We start from the raw sequence: 18,369 nt of genomic DNA, 5'->3' as shown, positions 1-18,369 counted from the left end.
GAATTTTACGAACATTAGTTTTTGAATACCTGAGGTCTGTTGAGCTTTTATCAATAAATTTTTTAGGATGACATCGCTTTAGATGCGGCAATAAGTGTGTGGGCTATAAGCTTGTGAAACATGTTGATTTTCTCGCCTAGATTTTTGTTTGGAATAATAAGCGTTAGAGCGGAGGTTTCGGTCTCTGTTTTTTTTGCTTTTCGCATCTCGTTCACTCGAATCCCGCATCTGCTCTTAACCATTGCTCTTTATGATTTAGCGGCTTATATTCAACAGTACAGTTATTACATTGATTTAACATGGGTAGCTGTTGAATAAAGGACAATAAATGCTTGATTAAAAATGGATTAATCAAGTGAACAATAAGTCAGTGGAGACTCCCCAATGAAAAAACTACTTTCAGTACTTGCTGTGTCTGCAGCAGTAATGGCACCGGCGGCATTTGCTTCTTCGCCTGTTATGTTTTCAACGATCAATGGCTTCAACGCACCTGACTCAGACGCTGTTGGCGGTGTGCGCTTGGCTTTACTTCACGGACAAGTGAACGACCTTAAAGGTCTTGATCTTGCTGTTGTTGGTATGTCTGAGACGCAAACGACCACAGGTGTGAACCTGGGTATTTTGGGTGCATCAAAAGTGAACCAAGAAATGACCGGTGCATCTCTAGGTTTCTTCAACTGGAACACGGGTAAAACAACGGGTGTTAACCTTGGTGCTGTGAACATTACTAATGATGTGAAAGGCGCGAACGTGAGTTTCGTCAACTACTCAGAAGGTAACACTATGGTTGATGTTGGCGCTGCGAACCTTTCAGAAGTGTCTACGGTTCAGGTTGGTATCTTCAACAAAACCAACAAAATCGAAGGCGTACAAGTTGGTCTGATCAACTGTGCTGACAACGGTTTCTTCCCGTGCTTCCCGATTGTAAACTTTGCTAAATAACGCTGTCGTTTAGCCTTTGGTTCTCCCATTGGCGAGCAACGTTCAGTTAGTGCATTAGCTTTTAATCGCTAAGCCTATCAACGCCTAAACCCTTGTTTGGGCGTTATTACATTCAATTCTACTTCCACGATAAACTTCTCAAATTACCCAATAAGCATGTTGTTTTATATTTGTTGTTGCGATGTTTGAATTTATAGGTACAATGTGCGATAAATTCCCAATGATGATTTATATGCTTTGATTAACCACCATACCGTCGATTTTAAAAAGGCTTTCTTAGGCCTGACCGCCAGTTTTTTAGTAGTTTTGAGCTTGTTGCTCGTTGATTCAGCGGAAGAATCAGATAAACAGTATGGAATGGAAAACCAAGGCGTAACACGCTCTTTAGCGGAGCTCACACAGATCATAAATGCGCTTGAGTACAACATCACTGCGCTTTATCCACTGCATGGGGATACCTACGTATTCTCGCATGACAAAAAGATCGAGGGTGAGACGTGTTACTTCACCAGTGAGGAGCAACATGCCCCTCGTTTTGATTTTATGTTCTCTGGCCCTCGCGAGATGTGCAACCCGGAATCGGACCTTTATACCGAAGCGGGTAAGCGCCTGTTCATCGCGCCGACCATGGCTTATTTTGCCAATACCATTGATACCATCTCTGCGATTTATTTCATTTCAAAAGAGAAATTCATTATCTCTTCGCCTTCTGATTTTGCCAGTTACATTAAGGGCGACACCTTTGATTCGGTTGTGAATAGCAGGCCTTATTGGGGGAACACGATTCGCTTTGGCTTAGCTCAAGGGCAAGACCAAGTGGTGTATACCGGCCAATATGATGACTACCTGACAGGTCAGAAAGTGGTGACCTTAACCAAAGGAATCTACGTTAATGGTGAGTTTAAAGGGGTGTTGGGTGTCGATGGCTATGTCTCGAACCTAGTATCGAACCCTACCCATGGCTATAAAGTCACCAGTACTCGAGGCGCAAACAAATACGGGTTTATGGATTTTACGTATTCCAAGCCTCTGTATGTTGATGACATTAACACCCAGCTATATCTGAGTATTGAAGAAGATAAGAGCGAGCACTTTCTGCATGTATTGGAGATGGAGAAGATTCAGCTTTCGATACTGTTGGTTTTGTATCTGCTCTCGGTTTTATGGCTATGGCGCTTCTATACAAGACAAGAGCACCAGCGTTTAAATGAGCTAGCAATGCGCGACCCATTAACGGACTTGCTGAATCGACGTGGTTTTGAGGCTCGATTACTGGCGCAAGATGAAGAGCCGATTATTGGTGTTGGCGTGTTTGATATCGATGATTTCAAAGTCGTTAATGATCAGCATGGCCATAAAGTGGGGGACGAGGTGATTTGCCATGTTGCTCGGTTGATGCTGAACAGCGTTAGACAGCAAGATATCGTGGCTCGATTTGGTGGCGAAGAGTTTGTTGTCGCGATTACGGGTGAATCGTCTGAGTTGCTTTCATCGATCTTTGAGCGAATTCAAAACGATATTAGCCTACAGAGTTATCGATGCCCTACGGGTGACAAGATTAGTATCTCAGTGTCTGGTGGCGCGACGCTTTACTCTTTGTATAAGTTCGACAGCGTAGGGCACTTGTGGGAAAACCAGAGTATTCGTTCGTCTGACGAGCAGCTCTATAAGGCAAAGGCTGCGGGTAAGAATCAGGTGTGTATTCAGGTGTATTAATTAGTTGGATACACAAAGACCTAGTCGTGTGACTAGGCCTTTTTAATGTCTGCTTCAGGTTGAGGTTACTTCTTCACGCGGCCTTTTCGCATCCACTTTTGGTGAACGCCACGACGTAAGCTTTGGAAGCTGTTTTCCACTTTATCGACACCAAGCAGAATCACTAGCGCCATTAGCGTGATAATGACCGATTGGGAAAGATGCCCTAGTGCGATCATCATACCTAATGCTGCGAGTACCCAGATAATTGCGGCTGAAGTCACGCCATGAATCTTGCCATCCAGTGTCATCATTACACCAGCCCCAAGAAATCCAACACCCGTAATGATCTGACCAAGCACACGAGCTTGATCGAGTGTGTTGGGGGATAGGCTGATCGCCATGGTGAGGAAGAAATAGGTACCACTGATGATCAGAATCGACGTTCGGATTCCGACGGGTTTACCGCGTGTTTGCCTTTCGATTCCGATTAAAGAACCACACAGCATGCATGCAGCGAGGCCTGCCCAGCTAAAGGGGGCAAGGTTGAGAGTTTGTTCTACAAATTGTGACATATCACCCCTCCTAAAAATTTAGAATAGAGCCGAGTATGCTAATAATAGACCGGACGATCGAACAAAAACTTTTTGTCTTAACGATTGATAAAGATTACTTAAAACCTAGCAGCCGCTTGTTGTTAAGGTGAAGGCTGGTGTCGTGGTCTCTGTCGCTTCTTGGTACTCAATACGATAAGAAGCGACCATTGCTCTAGATAGAGTTATTCAATGTGTAGGTCGAGTAGTGTCTTGCTGCTGCGCCCGCCAATCTCACGGGTTAACTTAGGTACTAGGTAGCCAGAAACCTCAGAGATTAATCCTTTAAAGTGATGCTTCGCCTCTTCATCTGAAATATAGAAGTGCGCTGCGCCCTGAACCTTATCAAGTACATGCATATAGTAAGGTAAAATACCGGCGTCGAATAGCTTTTCGCTTAATTCTTTCAATGAGTTAGCGCTGTTGTTTACGCCTTTAAGCATCACGCCTTGATTGAGCAGAGTAGCCCCAGTTTGCTTTAGCTTATGAAAGGCTTGCTTGAGTTCTAAGTTAATCTCGTTGGCATGATTAATATGGCTCACCATCACCACATTGAGGCGAGTTTGAGCTAACAATTGGCACAGTTCATCCGTTACTCGAGCGGGAATCACAACCGGTAATCGGCTATGAATTCGAACTGTTTTCACATGTGGAATTTGTGCGATAGCATGAATTAGCCACTCTAGTTCGCTGTCTTTGGCCATCAGTGGATCGCCACCCGATAAGATAACTTCGTTGATCTCTGGGTGAGCAGCCACATAGTCGAGACTGGTTTGCCAAACAGACTTCGAGCCCTTGTTATCTTGGTAAGGGAAGTGACGACGGAAGCAGTAGCGGCAGTTAATCGCACAACCGCCTTTCACAATCATCAGTGCACGGTTCTTGTATTTATGCAGTAGCCCGGGAATGGCGTTGTCTTGCTCTTCCAGTGGATCAGCGGAATAGCCTTGGTGTACCTCAAACTCTTCGCTTAGCGGTAAAATTTGTCGTAGCAATGGATCGTGTGGGTTGCCTTTTTCCATTCGTTCGACAAAGCTAAGAGGTACCCGAAGTGCAAATAACTCACGAGCAGCGAAGCCTGCTTGCCACGGTGTTGGGTCTATTTCCAATGCCTCAAGCAGTTTTGTCGGGTCAGAGATCGCATTCGATAGTTGTTTGAGCCAGTTTTGCTCAACAGATTCGACTTTTCGGGTTATGATATGCGGCATTGAAATTAACTCAAAGATGTGGAAGAGAAAATCATGGCGTCAGTAAGCACCAATGAATTCAAAGGCGGTTTAAAATTCATGATGGATAACGAGCCTTGCTCAATTATCGAAAATGAATACGTTAAGCCAGGTAAAGGCCAAGCGTTTAACCGTGTTAAACTTCGTAAACTGCTGTCAGGCAAAGTGTTAGAGAAAACATTTAAGTCAGGCGATACAGTAGAACTAGCGGACGTTGTAGACGTTGAACTAGGCTACCTATACAGCGATGGCGAATTCTACCACTTCATGAACAACGAAACATTCGAGCAAATCGCTGCTGATGCAAAAGCAGTAGGCGAGACTTCTAAATGGTTAGTTGAAAACGACGTATGTACTCTAACGTTGTGGAATGATAACCCTATCACAGTAACTCCACCAAACTTTGTTGAGATCGCAGTAACAGAAACCGATCCTGGCCTTAAAGGCGACACACAAGGTACTGGCGGTAAGCCTGCAACTCTAGCAACAGGCGCGGTAGTTCGCGTACCTCTATTCATCGCTATCGGTGAAGTTGTTAAAGTTGATACTCGTACTGGCGAATACGTTGGTCGTGTGAAGTAATTGACTTCAAGTATCTGAAAAAGGTCGCTTAGGCGGCCTTTTTTTGTATCCCAAGATCAGATTCGCGTAAACGAGATGCGGGATGCGAGATACGAAGAGCTGGAAGAGCAGATATGTGTGAACGAGATGCGAGATACGAAAAGCAGGAAGATCAGAGCCGAGTCAGAGAGATAAGATATTCAACAAATAACAAAAAAGCAGAGCTGGATAACCTAGCTCTGCTTTCGTTTTTCTGCTCTTAAGCTCTTCGATACTCGATTACTCGAATCCCGCATCTGCTTTTAAGCTCTTCGATACTCGTTTACTCGAATCCCGAATCTGCTCTTAACTGTTAGATCATAAAGATGAAAATAACAGACAATGCGCTGATTAGGCCTGCGAAGAAGTAGCAACCCACTTTACCCGCAACGCCGACGTGGAACTTAAGGTCGTGCATGCCGTGGTGAAGACGGTGCATTGCATGCCACATTGGCAGTGCTAGCGTACCGATGATGAATAGCGCACCGATAATGCTGGTGGCGAATTCAGACACACGCTCGTAGCTCATTGCGTCCGCATCGATGATGCCCATTGGCACTAAGATACCTAACACTAGAACCGTGATTGGTGTGATCATCGCAAACCAAGTACCGCCAGCGCCAAATAGGCCCCACCAGATTGGCTCATCAGAGCGTTGTGGGTTGTGGTTAACAGGTTTTACTTTGTAATTTGTGTTCATAACGAAAGCTCCTTACACCACAACAAGAACGATTAAAGAAATAAAAGCCACCGCTGCCCACTGGGTCAGTACGATGATTTTTTTATCAACCAATTTGCCTTTAAGACGGATTGGCATTACTTGAGGCATCATGCTGAAGAAGGTTTGAGCGTGCAGCAAGCTGCCTAGCAGTGCCACGATGTTGATACCAACGACGATAGGGTGCGCCATAAAGCTCAACCAACCCACCCACGCTTCAGGGCCTTTCACTAGTGCACCCAAACCGAAGGTTAGGAACAGAGTGAATAGAATCAAAGGCAGTACAGTCGCTTCACGTAGCATGTAGAAGCGGTAGAACGGATGGTTGCTCCACCACGTTCTCTTCATCTCACGAACATAAGGCTTACGATTGCTCATATTATGCCTCCTCTGCTGTTTTTACTTGCGATCCGTCTGGCTTGAACATCGAGATAACGAAGTCCATTGAAGACTCAACTTTACCTTGGTTTACTGCAGCCGCTGGGTCTACTTTCTTCGGACATACGTCAGAACAGTAACCTACAAACGTACAGCCCCAAGCGCCATTGTCGCCATTGATAAGCTTCATACGTTCAGCTTTACCATTGTCACGGCTATCTAGGTTGTAGCGGTGAGCAAGAGCAAGTGCCGCAGGGCCGATGAACTCAGGGTTTAGACCAAACTGAGGACATGCTGCGTAACACAAACCACAGTTGATGCAGCCAGCGAACTGCTTGTATTTCGCCATTTGCTCTGGAGTTTGGATGTTCGTGCCGTCTTCTGGCTTACGGTCGTTACCAATGATGTAAGGCTTGATTGCTTCAAGGCGCTCGATGAACGGCGTCATGTCGACAATCAAATCTTTTTCGATTGGGAAGTTAGCCAAAGGCTCAATTTTGAAGCCGTTTGGATAATCACGTAAGAAGCTCTTACACGCCAGTTTTGGCACGCCATCAACCATGATGCCGCAAGAACCACAAATCGCCATACGACAAGACCAACGGTAAGACAGGTCTTTATCTAGGTTGTCTTTGATGTAACCGATCGCATCAAGTACTGACATGGTTTCATCAAATGGCACTTCAAAGGTTTGAAAGTGAGGTTCTGCATCGTGCTCAGGGTCATAACGCAGGATTTCAATTTTTTGGATTCGATTCGCTGACATTATGCTTGCTCCTCTTCGCTCTTCTTCGCATTCTCTTCTGCTGCTTTTTCAGCGGCAGCGGCTTTCTCTGCAGCTTCACCGTACAGACGAGCTTTAGGTTGAGATTTAGTAATCTTAACGCCGCTGTAGTCGATGGTTGGTGCTGCATCTTCGTTGTAGAAAGATAGAGAGTGTTTCAGGAAGTTCACGTCATCACGTTCTGTGCAGTTGTCGTCTAGACGTTGGTGTGCACCGCGAGACTCTTTACGAAGAATCGCTGAGTGGACCATCGCTTCTGCAACTTCAAGGCCGTAACCCACCTCGATAGCGTAAAGTAGGTCAGTGTTGAACACTTTGCCTTTGTCTTTAATGCTGATCTTCTTGTAGCGAGCTTTCAGTTCAGTGATTTTGTCGATGGTCTTTTGCATCAAGTCTTCTTGACGGTAGATACCACAACCCGCTTCCATGGTGTGACCCATTTCAGTTCGGATGTCAGCCCAGTTCTCGTCGCCTTCTTGGTTTAGTAGACCTGCGATGCGCTCTTCAACCGCTTTCACTTGCTTAGCGATAGACTCTTCGTTCCAGCCTTTGAATTCAGCAGCGCGTTTCACCGCTTCTTCACCAGCAACGCGGCCAAATACCACGAACTCAGCCAGTGAGTTAGAACCTAGGCGGTTTGCACCGTGTAGGCCAACTGAAGCACATTCACCAACGGCGAATAGGCCTTTAATACGAGTTTCACAGGTACCGTTAGTTTCAATACCACCCATGGTGTAGTGAACGGTTGGACGAATCGGGATTGGCTCTTTTGCTGGGTCTACGTTTACGTACGCTTTTGCTAGCTCACAGATGAACGGTAGACGCTCTTGCAGGTACTCTTCACCAAGGTGGCGAAGGTCAAGGTGCACGACATCACCAAGTGGGTGCTTGATGGTGTTGCCTTTCTGCTGCTCGTGCCAGAATGCTTGAGAAACTTTGTCACGTGGACCCAGTTCCATGTATTTGTTTTTCGGCTCGCCCACTGGAGTTTCAGGGCCCATGCCGTAATCTTGCAGGTAACGGTAGCCGTTCTTGTTGACGATGATACCGCCTTCACCACGACAACCTTCGGTCATCAAGATGCCAGTGCCCGGTAGGCCTGTTGGGTGGTATTGAACGAACTCCATATCACGCAGTGGTACACCGTGGCGATAAGCCATTGCCATACCGTCGCCAGTTACGATGCCGCCGTTGGTATTACAGTGGTAAACACGACCTGCGCCGCCGGTTGCTAGAACAACAGATTTTGCTTTGATGGTAACAAGCTCACCTTCAGACATGTGAATCGCGATTAGGCCTTGTACTTCGCCATCTTCAACGCCGCTCTGGTTTTCTACGAGAAGGTCCACCACAAAGTACTCATCAAATCGTTTGATTGTGTCGTACTTCATCGAAGTCTGGAACAGAGTATGAAGCATGTGGAAGCCGGTTTTATCCGCTGCGAACCACGTTCTCTCTACTTTCATACCGCCGAATCGGCGTACGTTTACTTCACCGTTTTCTTTACGACTCCATGGGCAGCCCCATTGTTCCATTTGGATCATTTCGCGAGTCGAGTTTTCAACAAAGTATTCAACAACATCCTGTTCACATAGCCAGTCGCCACCGCCAACAGTATCGTTGAAGTGGTTATCTAGGCTATCTTCGTCTTTAATTACCGCTGCTGAACCGCCTTCTGCTGCCACCGTGTGCGAACGCATTGGGTAAACTTTAGAAATCAGTGCTACTTCCAATTCAGGATTAGCTTCAGCTGCTGCAATTGCTGTACGAAGACCAGCGCCGCCTGCGCCGATGACTGCGATATCTGTGGTAATTGTCTTCACAGTTATTCTCCAGTGTGATGCGGAGTATTCCGCTTGTTATTATAAAAAGCATTTAGAGAGTACTTAAACGGCATCAACCGTTTATCACCCCTAAGCCTTAAGTGGTAGGTTCAGTGTAAGAGAGGAAGGTATTCGAAAAGTTGATGCATTTGGGTTTTTAGGTCGGTAATGCATATGGAGGCATAGAAATTATAGGTTATGTGACTGCAATCACGGCAATGAATTGTTGATAACGTTTAACCCACAGGGTGGGTGTTAACGGCTTGTTGAGTATGATTTTTGTTATCAATGTTGATGTGAAATCTGTATTGATAATTGTATTGTAGAACGTAATTTTCTGGCTTCATTAAAACAACATTTTGCTTTCACGAATAGAAAGATAGAAGCTTACAAAAGCGATGAAAGGTGGTAATTTTCGTCGCCTAGAATTCAGTAATATGGAACTCAATAATGCACTCTACATGGCAACCGGCCGCAACCATTAAACAGTTAAAGCAACGTGCTGATATCCTTAATCAAATTCGTCAGTTCTTTGTTGAGCGAAACGTGATGGAAGTGGATACGCCTGCGATGAGCCACGCCACGGTGACGGACGTGCATTTGCATACTTTCAAAACTGAATTCGTAGGGCCGGGTTATGCGCACGGTCAGCCTCTGTTCTTTATGACTAGCCCTGAGTTTCATATGAAACGTCTATTAGCGGCGGGCAGTGGCTGTATTTACCAAATTTGTAAGTCTTTCCGTAACGAAGAAAATGGCCGTTACCACAACCCTGAGTTCACCATGTTGGAGTGGTATCGCGTTGGCTTTGATCACCATGACCTGATGGATGAAATGGATTTGCTGTTACAGCAGGTACTTAAATCGGGCTCAGCAGAGCGAATGACTTACCAACAAGCCTTTATTGACGTGTTAGGTGTGTGTCCACTGGAAGATTCGATGGCTACGCTAAAGCAAGCCGCAGCAAAACTTGGGCTCAGCGACATTGCAGATCCAGAACAAGACCGTGACACCTTGCTGCAGTTGCTGTTTAGTATTGGGGTGGAAGCGAAGATAGGGCAACAAGTGCCTGCGTTTGTTTATGACTTCCCGGCTTCACAAGCTGCACTAGCCAAGATTAACCCTAATGATGCTAGGGTAGCGGATCGCTTTGAGGTGTACTTCAAAGGGATTGAATTGGCAAACGGCTTCCATGAACTCGATAAACCACAAGAACAACTTCAGCGCTTTGAAGGTGATAATGCCAAACGTATTGAGATGGGCTTATCGCCTCAACCGATTGACCATCACTTGATTGAGGCATTAAAAGCGGGCTTACCAGACTGTGCGGGTGTTGCTTTAGGTATTGATCGTCTGATCATGCTGGCGTTAGGTTATGACCACATCGATGATGTGACGGCTTTTCCGTTCCCGCGCTCTTAGCTCTCTATTCAGTTAGTCTTACTTACTGTTTGGCTAACTGACCAGAATCCCAGTGCCACTATCTTACTAGGATACCAGTGCCAATAACGGCAACAATGGCACCGATCCAAGCGTAGGCATTTGGTCTCTGTTTGGTGTACAGCCAAAGTATTGGTAACAACATGATTGGTGTGGTTGAAGATAACAGAGCAACCATGCCGACATTGCCTTCCTGAAGCGCATACAAGATCAGCGTCATTCCCACCGCCATCGCTAAAAATCCGTTCACTGCGGTAATCGCAAATATTTGACCATTCATCGGGTTGATTGCGCGTGAGAGCTTAGCGCCAGTTAGACGAAATGCGGAGTGAGCAACAAAAGCGGTAATCATACGAATCGCTGAAGCGGCAACAGGGTCTATGCTGGTTTGCATCACGGGTTTTGCAATAATACCGCCCAAGGCTTGGCAAATAGCGGCAGTGATTCCGAGAGCTACACCAATCCACACGGTGCCCTTGATGGTTTCGAGTTGGTTGTTGGCTTGTCCTCGACGACCAAAGAATATCGCGGTTAAAACGCCGCTAAACACCAAAGCCGAGCCAATCAGCTCCACCGAAGTCATGCTTTCGCTAAATAGGAAGTAACCAAGAATTGCCGAGAACACGGCGTGACAAGAGAACAGCAAACCTGCTTGGCGCGGTCCCATTCTGTTCAAACAAGCAAATAGGGCGGTATCACCAATGAAGATGCCAATTAGCCCAGACAGCATCATCGGCGTGACTAGGTCTGCTTCGACCGTTGACCAGCCACCAGTAAACCAAGCCATGCTCGATAAGATGATAGCAGTGCAACCCATGCGCCAACGGCTATAGGCGAAAGAACCTAAGTGTTGAGCAGGCTTTACTGACATCAGGCTCGCGATAGCCCAAAGAAAAGCGGCAGCAAGAGCCAACCATTCGAATCCCATCTGAATAACATCCTTGTGTCTGGGATAAATTAGCTCATCAATATGCATTAAACCGGACTGAGAACAAAGTGATTCTTGTGAAAAGAGTCACTTTGTTTCAGTTATCGGTTTACGTCACCGGCCGCTCGATGGTGAGGTTTAACTTATGTTGCTTGAGATGAGTTATACCTTAAAGCGCTCCACATCTCGGCGCATCGACTCGGCAGCGTTACTCATTTCATTTGAGCTATTGCGGCTGCTTTCAGCTTGTTGTGCAAGATCGTCGGAGGCATCCTTGATTCCTTGCGTATTACGACTGATGTCTTCGCTTACTGCGCGTTGCTCTTCTGCAGCACTCGCTATTTGCAGCGCCATATCGTTGATTTCAGTGATCGCTTGGGTGATTTTAGAGAGGCTGCCATGAGCTTGCTCTGCGAAGCCAACGCTGTTCTCTGCCAGTTGGGTGCTGGTGGTCATGCTTTCAACGGCATGTTCGGTATTCTTCTGTAACGTATCAATCATCACGCGGATTTCTTCGGTCGAGCCATGCGTTCTTTGGCTAAGCACTCGCACTTCATCGGCGACAACCGCAAACCCACGACCTTGTTCACCTGCACGAGCCGCTTCAATTGCAGCATTTAATGCCAATAGATTGGTTTGTTCGGCAATGCCTTGAATGGTGGACAGGATCTGGTTGATGCTTTGCGCGTTGTTTTCCAGCTCTCGGATAACATTGGCAGCGTCTTCCACTTGGCTCGCAAGGCTAGTGATAGCGTCGCGGTTTTGTTGAATAACCTCTTGGCCATCGTTACACGCGGTCGCCGAAGCTTGAGAAGCGGATGCGGTTAATTCTGCATGACTCGCCACCTCTGCTGCGGTCGCTGACATCTCATGAATCGCGGTCGCTATCTGGTTGATATCGTTTTGTTGATTCTCCACTCGAATGGAGGATTGAGTGGCCAATTGGTTGGCTTTTTCTGCGTGATTATTTAAATCATGGCTGTGCTCGATAACGCCTTTCAGCATGCTTTGCATCTGACTCAAGAATTGGTTTACGAGCTCGGCAAGCTTACCGATCTCATCCATGCGTGTGATATCAATGCGTTGAGTGAGGTCACCTCTGCCTTGAGCCAGCTGAGTCAGTGCGTCAGACAAGGTTTGTAGTGGGGAAAGCAGGCGGTTGATCACCACTGTGCTCGCAATCGAAATGACGATATACAAAATCAAAGAAGTAAGAGCGATGAACTGAATCGCGTCAGATACTGCGGAAAACGCCATTTCCTTATCGATAACAATACCCAGTGACCAATCGGTATTCGGGACATTGGCAATGTAGACCATTTTATCCTCTTGGCCAGGCCAAGTTAGCGTAGTGATCATTTGGCCTTGGATCAGTTGTGACACTTTGTTGGCTGTTAGTTCCGGATTCAAACTGGTCAGTGGTTTCTGACTTAGCTCTTCATCACTGTAGGCAACGATGTTGTTGTTACCGTCAACTAAAAACGCAAAGCCATCGTTATCCAGTTTCACGTTGAGTACGGTGTCGATAATGCTGGTTACAGTTAGGTCTGCCGCGAGGACACCTTGTCTTTCACCGTTGAATGCTTTTGCAAAGCTGATGACAATGCTGCCGTCAAAGTCTTGATAAGGTTCAGTAATGACGAGGTCTGATGTTGCGTTGGCATCTTTATACCAAGGGCGGGTGCGTGGGTCGTAGCCTGCTGGCCAATCTTCACCTTTGTCGCCATACGCGATAGTGCCGTCGCTGAATCCGGCATAAACAGACAAGAATTGTCCAGCTTGTTTGGTGATTAGCAACTCGCGGTCAGAGTTACTGTTGCTTGAAATGGTCGGTTCATTAGCAAGCATCATATCGCTGCGAGTCGAGAGCCAATCGGCAATGTAATTGGTTGTCCCTACACTGACATTCTTCATTTCTTGATTGATCGCGACCTCTGTTTCTTGAGTGAGCTGGGTAACTGATATCCAAGCTTGGGTACCACTCACGACGGCGATAATGATCGCAATGGCGATCTGAATTTTAAACTTAATAGTATGTCTCAAGGTCCATTCCTCTCTGATTAGACAAAACCTAACTACGTTGACGTACTTAATAATGAATTGATGTGTCTTTGATTGGCGTATAGTGCCGCTGTCTTAAGTTGAATGACTGTGTTTAAAATCATAAATTCTAAATATATTTACTCTGCTTTTTGTAAAACAGTGAAGTAATATCACAGTTACCTATTGATTGAAATGTCAGTTAATTGCTTGAGGTGGAGTGGTATAGATCGAAAAAAGCGCCAAATTTACATTCAGCGCTTTAGTTAGGATTAAAGGGGAGCGTTAACGCTTACTAGGTGATGATAAACAGGGCGAGGTAAACCATCAGCAAGCCCACAATACCTAAGATGATGCCCATCTTCGCCATGTCTTTGCTTTCGATAAGCCCGGTCGAGTAGGCCAGTGAGTTTGGTGGTGTCGATACGGGCAGAATCATGCCAAGTGACGCAGAGAAGGCGACCACAACCAGCAAGCCTTGCAGACCACCAATCGCAACTAGGCTTTCCATGGAAGCACCAATTGCAGCGGCTATCGGCATCAGCAAGTTGGCCGTCGCAGTGTTTGACATGAAGTTCGCCATTAACCAACACACGATAGACAATGTCAGTACCACAGCTGCAGGTGACAGCGATTCATAGTCAATTGCGTGTGCGAGTGCAGCGGCTAAGCCTGTTTTATCTAAGCCAATACCAATCGCAATACCACCTGCGACCAGCCACAACACATCCCAGTTAATCAGCTTGAGTTCTTCTTTGCCCATGATGCCAGTGAGCGTAAACACAGCCAGTGGAATGATAGACACGACATAGGTGTTCATGCCGTGCAGTTTGGTGGTCATCCACAATAAGATTGTCGCAGCGAAGGTGATGTAAACCACAATCGCTCGCCAGCTCTTTCTAAATTGTCCATCAAGCTTGAGCACCATGTTTCTTTCTTTAGAAGGGAAGAGTTTTTGTAGAAGAAACCAAGCGATGGTGAGTTGGATGATCACAAAGGGTAAGCCCATCATCATCCAGCTGAGAAAGTCGATGGTATTTTCACCCGTTAGGTATTGCAGCGCGATGGCATTGGGCGGTGTACCGATTGGGGTTGCGATACCGCCAGTATTGGCAGCAATTGGAATACACAACACGAGCGCTTTGATACCCATATCGCCTTTTGGTGCAGATGCCACGATAGGGCCGAGCAGCGCAAGCATCATTACCGTCGTTGCGGTATTTGACATGAACATTGAGAACACGGCGGTGATCAGCATTAAGCCGAGCATAATGAAGCGCGGCTCTGTACCAAATGGTTTGAGAAGCACTCGAGCTAGGTTGTTATCGAGTTCGTACTTGGATGCGGATATCGCAAGAGCAAAGCCACCCATGAAAAGGATGATGATTGGTGATGAAAATGCACCGAAGATGTCGGTATATTTGATTAACTCACCGAGATCGTGCCCCGCTGGTGGATTTCTAAATAGGTGTAAACCTTTGTCAGATATCATCACCAGTTCAAGCGCAATGATCAAAATGGAAGTGGCGAATACCGGAACAGGTTCAAGCACCCACAGCAGGGCTGCTAATAAGAATATCGCCAACAGGCGGTGTTGAATCAGCGTGAGATCATCGATTGGTATTGAATCTATCGGCATGAATAACACGCCTAAGGGAATCGCAAAACAAATCAACAGCTTGACCAGAACGCCAACATTGAGTTTAGGCATGTACAAAGACCCTATAAATAAAATATCTTCAAATAGAGTAAGTTATCTGGATTTCTGGTACTTGGAGACGGGTTGGAAAATCAAAAAGTTGTTTAAGGTTTCGACAGTTGTTTTGTTTTTGGTCAATCTTTTATCTGGGCAATTAGAGACAAGAGTGAGAAGCAGCAGGTGGCTGGGCAGGGTTTGAAAGATTGAGTTGTTAGAGCTTGAGTAGCAAATGAATCGGTAGAGTTAAGAAAAAGGCGCGTTCTTCTCTGAAATAGAAAAAGTAACGCGCCTTGAAAGCTTAAATGAGTTAACTCAAATTGTTAAGCTTGGTCAGTGTTCTCAGCAGAATCGGTAACAACATCGTCATTTGCTTGCGCTTCTTTGCCAGCAATGTGCGCGAAAGGTGTACCAAGAACCGTTTTCTCGCCATTTTGCATAGTGTCGTCAAACTTGATCGCATCTTTAGCGAACAGGTTGATAACGGTTGAACCAAGCTTAAAGCGGCCCATCTCTTCGCCTTTCTTCAAGATGATTGCTTTGTCACCTTGTGCAGGGTAATCCCATTTGTAAACCGAGTTACCACGAGGTGGGGTGATGGTACCTGCCCATACTTGCTCGATGCTACCTACGATCGTTGCGCCAACCAGCACTTGTGCCATTGGGCCAAATTCCGTATCGAAGATACAAACGACACGCTCATTACGTGCGAATAGGTTTGGAACGTTTTCTGCCGTTAACGGGTTAACTGAGAAAAGGTCACCTGGAACGTAGATCATCTGGCGCAGTGTGCCGTCGCATGGCATGTGCACGCGGTGGTAATCACTTGGAGACAGGTAAAGCGTTGCGAATTCACCGTCTTTAAATTCATCCGCTAGCGCAGCATCACCACCCAATAGCTCGCGAGCTGAGTAGTTATGGCCTTTCGCTTGAATCAGTTGACCGTCAGTAATTGGGCCAAATTGGCTCACACGTGCATCTGCAGGGTGAACAATAACAGACTCACCTTCAGCGATAGGACGCATGCCTTCTTTCAATTCACGCACGAAGAATTCATTGAATGTTTTAAAGTGTTTTGGATCGCTATGCAGAGCTTCATCCATGTTCACTTTGTATTGCTTGATGAACCAGTTGATGATCGCTGTCGTTAAGCCGCCCGCTTTAGCAGACGCAAGTTTGCCGACTAGGCGAGTTAATCCATGTTGTGGAATCCAGTACTGCAATCCAACTTTAATCTTATCCATTGTATTAATTTTCCAATGCTAATTGTTTTTCAATTAAATCTGTCGATGACGGTTTAGGGCGCGAGATGTTACTTAAATTCGCGCCAATTGTCAGTAAATGCACACATTTGTTCACAAAAACGCGATTAGAGATCGGCTTTTTTGTTGCGTGAATACTGACGGTTATCTTTGTTACTCGCCATGCTTTCAATGATGCGGTGGTAGTTGTCGAAACGTAATCGACTGATCTTTCCGTTTTCTACCGCTTCGCGCAGGATGCAGCCTGGGTCATCAATGTGTTTACAGTCACGGAACTTACAACCGCCAAGGTAAGGCTTGAACTCGATAAAGGCTTCAGTGATTTCGTCGGCCTCTAGGTGCCATAGGCCGAATTCACGCACTCCTGGTGAATCAATCAGATCACCACCAGAAGGGAAGTGGTATAAACGAGCTGCCGTGGTTGTGTGCTGACCAAGACCTGAGTTCTCAGAGACTTCGCCTTCTTCAATGTCTAGCGTAGGCATTAATGCATTCACTAGGCTTGATTTACCCACACCCGATTGACCAACAAAGATGTTGATACGGTCTTTGAGTTCAGCTTCCAGCTCTTTGATGCCGTAGCCAGACTCTTTACTCACGAACATCACTTTATAGCCGATCTTCTCGTACTCTTTAAGTGTTTCACGGTATTCAGCAATCTGCTCATCAGTCAGTAGATCGACCTTGTTCAGTACAACAAGCGGCGCGATGTTTACCGTTTCTGAAGCAATTAGGTAACGGTCGATAATATTAAGTGATAGCTCTGGTAGCACAGCCGATACGATAACCATTTGGTCGACGTTCGCAGCTACTGGCTTTAGGCCATCGTAGTAATCAGGGCGAGTCAGCATTGAAGTTCTCGGCTCAACCGCTTCCACAACGCCAGAAATACCGGCCATTGATTCTAAGCCTGCGCGCCAAGTCACTCGGTCACCAGAAACTAAAGTCTCGATACTACGGCGTAAGTTACAACGATGAACTTTGTTAGTTTCAAGATCTTCGATATCAGCATGTTGGCCAAAGCGCGTAATCACGAGTCCGCTTTTGGTTCCGCCAAGCATGTTCTCATCCCATTGGATAGAATCTTCTTTCTTGAGTCGCTTGTTCTGGTTGCTACGTACACGACGTACTTGACCTTTGGTTAACTTCTTTTTTTTAGCCACAATTTTTCACTTAACACATCTAACTTGATGATTGGGGACTCAAACAGGATGTTGCTGGTACCACGTGATTTCGATGGTCCTAAAGCTAGTTTGAGTATAGTTATTTGGGTATAGTACCTCTTTTACACATAAACAAATAGGCGACGCCTTATGTCCTTTAGCGATCAGAACCTTATTTGGGTTGATCTAGAGATGACAGGACTTGATCCTGAAACTCATAAAATCATTGAAATTGCTACTATCGTTACTGATAGTGAGCTTAACATCCTGGCTGAAGGACCTGTTTTGGCTATTCACCAACCTCAGAGTGAATTGGACAAGATGGACGAGTGGTGTACAACGACTCACACTGGCAGCGGCCTCGTGAAGCGAATTCAAGAAAGCACGGTTTCAGAGCAAGATGCCATCCAACAAACCATTGAGTTTCTTGAAAAATGGGTACCAAAAGGTAAGTCACCAATTTGTGGCAACAGCATTGGTCAAGACCGTCGTTTCCTATACAAGCACATGCCAGAGTTAGAAGAGTACTTCCACTACCGCTATGTTGACGTAAGCACTCTGAAAGAGCTGACTCGTCGTTGGAAACCTGAAGTGTTAGATGGTTTTTCTAAGTCGGGAAGTCACCTTGCGTTAGACGATATTCGAGAGTCGATCGCCGAGCTGCAGTACTACCGAAAAACGATTATTAACATCTAGTCGAATAAAATGATCACGTTTATCTAACTTTTCAGGGACATAAGAGCCGTTTTTTTTGCAAATCTGTGTGCTTTTACAGCAGTTGAGTAAAAAGTTTCGTAATTTTGCATTAAGGACTTGCATCACAAAAAAATGCTCTTATAATTCGCAGCCCTGAACGGAGAAAGACGTTTTCAGATTGCGATACTAGCTCAGTTGGTAGAGCGCAACCTTGCCAAGGTTGAGGTCATCGGTTCGAACCCGATGTATCGCTCCAATTTGTAGGTTACGGCGAAAGCGGTAATCGAAAGGTGAAAGACCTTTTATAATGCGATACTAGCTCAGTTGGTAGAGCGCAACCTTGCCAAGGTTGAGGTCATCGGTTCGAACCCGATGTATCGCTCCA

The 18,369-nt window shown here is 45.9% G+C and carries 16 protein-coding genes and 2 tRNA genes; 7 read left to right on the top strand and 11 right to left on the bottom strand.

All coding sequences use genetic code 11. From position 1 onward, the window contains the following. Nucleotides 1–384: 384 nt before the first annotated feature. Entirely contained in the window at nucleotides 385–942 is a 558-nt protein-coding gene (locus AB4623_RS19785; RefSeq protein ID WP_017061293.1) for a VC2662 family protein, read from the top strand. A 237-nt stretch (nucleotides 943–1,179) separates the two neighbouring features. Then, complete coding sequence (locus AB4623_RS19780) at nucleotides 1,180–2,658, top strand: diguanylate cyclase (protein ID WP_372147224.1); 1,479 nt, start codon at nucleotides 1,180–1,182, stop codon at nucleotides 2,656–2,658. Between the two features lie 65 nt (nucleotides 2,659–2,723). Here the strand turns inward: AB4623_RS19780 and AB4623_RS19775 are convergent, their stop codons facing one another. Together AB4623_RS19775 and epmB are read right to left on the bottom strand one after the other, a co-directional pair. Further along, nucleotides 2,724–3,212, bottom strand: coding sequence for an MgtC/SapB family protein (locus AB4623_RS19775; protein ID WP_065584502.1), 489 nt, complete (start codon nucleotides 3,210–3,212; stop codon nucleotides 2,724–2,726). Between the two features lie 203 nt (nucleotides 3,213–3,415). After that, the gene (gene epmB, locus AB4623_RS19770; RefSeq protein WP_372147222.1) at nucleotides 3,416–4,438 is read right to left on the bottom strand and encodes an EF-P beta-lysylation protein EpmB; all 1,023 of its coding nucleotides are present in this window, start codon (nucleotides 4,436–4,438) and stop codon (nucleotides 3,416–3,418) included. Nucleotides 4,439–4,471: 33 nt separating this feature from the next. Here epmB and efp point away from each other — a divergent pair, with 33 nt between their 5' ends. Next, a complete protein-coding gene (efp, locus tag AB4623_RS19765; protein WP_017067165.1) occupies nucleotides 4,472–5,038 on the top strand; it encodes an elongation factor P in 567 nt (188 codons plus the stop codon). 331 nt (nucleotides 5,039–5,369) lie between these two features. Here the strand turns inward: efp and frdD are convergent, their stop codons facing one another. Genes frdD through frdA form a run of 4 tightly spaced genes read right to left on the bottom strand, consistent with a single transcriptional unit; the run spans nucleotide 5,370 to nucleotide 8,759 of the window. Further along, entirely contained in the window at nucleotides 5,370–5,756 is a 387-nt protein-coding gene (frdD, locus tag AB4623_RS19760) for a fumarate reductase subunit FrdD (protein WP_017631313.1), read from the bottom strand. 12 nt (nucleotides 5,757–5,768) lie between these two features. Next, nucleotides 5,769–6,152, bottom strand: a complete 384-nt coding sequence (gene frdC, locus AB4623_RS19755) for a fumarate reductase subunit FrdC (protein WP_372147220.1) — start codon at nucleotides 6,150–6,152, stop codon at nucleotides 5,769–5,771. A gap of 1 nt (nucleotide 6,153) precedes the next feature. Beyond that, nucleotides 6,154–6,918, bottom strand: a complete 765-nt coding sequence (locus tag AB4623_RS19750; RefSeq protein WP_009847917.1) for a succinate dehydrogenase/fumarate reductase iron-sulfur subunit — start codon at nucleotides 6,916–6,918, stop codon at nucleotides 6,154–6,156. Further along, the gene (gene frdA / locus AB4623_RS19745) at nucleotides 6,918–8,759 is read right to left on the bottom strand and encodes a fumarate reductase (quinol) flavoprotein subunit (RefSeq protein ID WP_017063169.1); all 1,842 of its coding nucleotides are present in this window, start codon (nucleotides 8,757–8,759) and stop codon (nucleotides 6,918–6,920) included. The genes AB4623_RS19750 and frdA overlap by 1 nt, the downstream gene beginning before the upstream one ends. A gap of 450 nt (nucleotides 8,760–9,209) precedes the next feature. On the opposite strand from frdA, the gene epmA reads away from it, so the two are divergent. Continuing rightward, on the top strand, nucleotides 9,210–10,181 hold the full coding sequence (epmA, locus tag AB4623_RS19740) for an elongation factor P--(R)-beta-lysine ligase (protein ID WP_372147218.1): 972 nt from the start codon (nucleotides 9,210–9,212) through the stop codon (nucleotides 10,179–10,181). 58 nt (nucleotides 10,182–10,239) lie between these two features. On the opposite strand, the gene AB4623_RS19735 is transcribed toward epmA, so the two are convergent. The 5 genes from AB4623_RS19735 to rsgA form a co-directional block, all read right to left on the bottom strand. After that, nucleotides 10,240–11,127 carry a DMT family transporter gene (locus tag AB4623_RS19735; protein ID WP_017063171.1) on the bottom strand — a complete coding sequence of 296 codons (888 nt, stop codon included), beginning with the start codon at nucleotides 11,125–11,127 and terminating at the stop codon, nucleotides 10,240–10,242. A gap of 162 nt (nucleotides 11,128–11,289) precedes the next feature. Beyond that, the gene (locus AB4623_RS19730; RefSeq protein ID WP_372147216.1) at nucleotides 11,290–13,170 is read right to left on the bottom strand and encodes a methyl-accepting chemotaxis protein; all 1,881 of its coding nucleotides are present in this window, start codon (nucleotides 13,168–13,170) and stop codon (nucleotides 11,290–11,292) included. A gap of 292 nt (nucleotides 13,171–13,462) precedes the next feature. Then, nucleotides 13,463–14,878 (bottom strand): DASS family sodium-coupled anion symporter, encoded by a 1,416-nt coding sequence (locus AB4623_RS19725; protein ID WP_017061303.1) that lies wholly within the window; start codon nucleotides 14,876–14,878, stop codon nucleotides 13,463–13,465. Between the two features lie 308 nt (nucleotides 14,879–15,186). After that, on the bottom strand, nucleotides 15,187–16,107 hold the full coding sequence (gene asd / locus AB4623_RS19720) for an archaetidylserine decarboxylase (RefSeq protein WP_017063172.1): 921 nt from the start codon (nucleotides 16,105–16,107) through the stop codon (nucleotides 15,187–15,189). A 125-nt stretch (nucleotides 16,108–16,232) separates the two neighbouring features. After that, on the bottom strand, nucleotides 16,233–17,288 hold the full coding sequence (gene rsgA / locus AB4623_RS19715) for a small ribosomal subunit biogenesis GTPase RsgA (protein WP_372147214.1): 1,056 nt from the start codon (nucleotides 17,286–17,288) through the stop codon (nucleotides 16,233–16,235). Between the two features lie 150 nt (nucleotides 17,289–17,438). Between rsgA and orn the strand changes: the two genes are divergently transcribed. The 3 genes from orn to AB4623_RS19700 all read left to right on the top strand — a co-directional run bounded on the left by orn (nucleotide 17,439) and on the right by AB4623_RS19700 (nucleotide 18,369). After that, complete coding sequence (orn, locus tag AB4623_RS19710; RefSeq protein WP_010434065.1) at nucleotides 17,439–17,984, top strand: oligoribonuclease; 546 nt, start codon at nucleotides 17,439–17,441, stop codon at nucleotides 17,982–17,984. A gap of 180 nt (nucleotides 17,985–18,164) precedes the next feature. Then, nucleotides 18,165–18,240 (top strand) — tRNA-Gly (locus AB4623_RS19705). A gap of 53 nt (nucleotides 18,241–18,293) precedes the next feature. After that, a tRNA-Gly gene (locus AB4623_RS19700) sits at nucleotides 18,294–18,369 on the top strand.

Source organism: Vibrio sp. 10N.222.52.C12 (genome assembly GCF_041474215.1).
GTDB lineage: Bacteria > Pseudomonadota > Gammaproteobacteria > Enterobacterales > Vibrionaceae > Vibrio > Vibrio crassostreae_C.
Note: the sequence above shows the minus strand (reverse complement) of the source record. Positions and strands in the feature narration are given on the sequence as shown.

What these genes read in the sequence shown, in the direction of transcription:
- frdD (WP_017631313.1), bottom strand. Translation starts at nt 5,756, where the DNA reads ATGAACACAAATTACAAAGTAAAACCTGTTAACCACAACCCACAACGC.
- asd (WP_017063172.1), bottom strand. Translation starts at nt 16,107, where the DNA reads ATGGATAAGATTAAAGTTGGATTGCAGTACTGGATTCCACAACATGGA.
- orn (WP_010434065.1), top strand. Translation starts at nt 17,439, where the DNA reads ATGTCCTTTAGCGATCAGAACCTTATTTGGGTTGATCTAGAGATGACA.
- AB4623_RS19725 (WP_017061303.1), bottom strand. Translation starts at nt 14,878, where the DNA reads ATGCCTAAACTCAATGTTGGCGTTCTGGTCAAGCTGTTGATTTGTTTT.
- AB4623_RS19785 (WP_017061293.1), top strand. Translation starts at nt 385, where the DNA reads ATGAAAAAACTACTTTCAGTACTTGCTGTGTCTGCAGCAGTAATGGCA.
- AB4623_RS19775 (WP_065584502.1), bottom strand. Translation starts at nt 3,212, where the DNA reads ATGTCACAATTTGTAGAACAAACTCTCAACCTTGCCCCCTTTAGCTGG.
- AB4623_RS19750 (WP_009847917.1), bottom strand. Translation starts at nt 6,918, where the DNA reads ATGTCAGCGAATCGAATCCAAAAAATTGAAATCCTGCGTTATGACCCT.
- epmA (WP_372147218.1), top strand. Translation starts at nt 9,210, where the DNA reads ATGCACTCTACATGGCAACCGGCCGCAACCATTAAACAGTTAAAGCAA.
- efp (WP_017067165.1), top strand. Translation starts at nt 4,472, where the DNA reads ATGGCGTCAGTAAGCACCAATGAATTCAAAGGCGGTTTAAAATTCATG.
- AB4623_RS19735 (WP_017063171.1), bottom strand. Translation starts at nt 11,127, where the DNA reads ATGGGATTCGAATGGTTGGCTCTTGCTGCCGCTTTTCTTTGGGCTATC.
- frdC (WP_372147220.1), bottom strand. Translation starts at nt 6,152, where the DNA reads ATGAGCAATCGTAAGCCTTATGTTCGTGAGATGAAGAGAACGTGGTGG.
- epmB (WP_372147222.1), bottom strand. Translation starts at nt 4,438, where the DNA reads ATGCCGCATATCATAACCCGAAAAGTCGAATCTGTTGAGCAAAACTGG.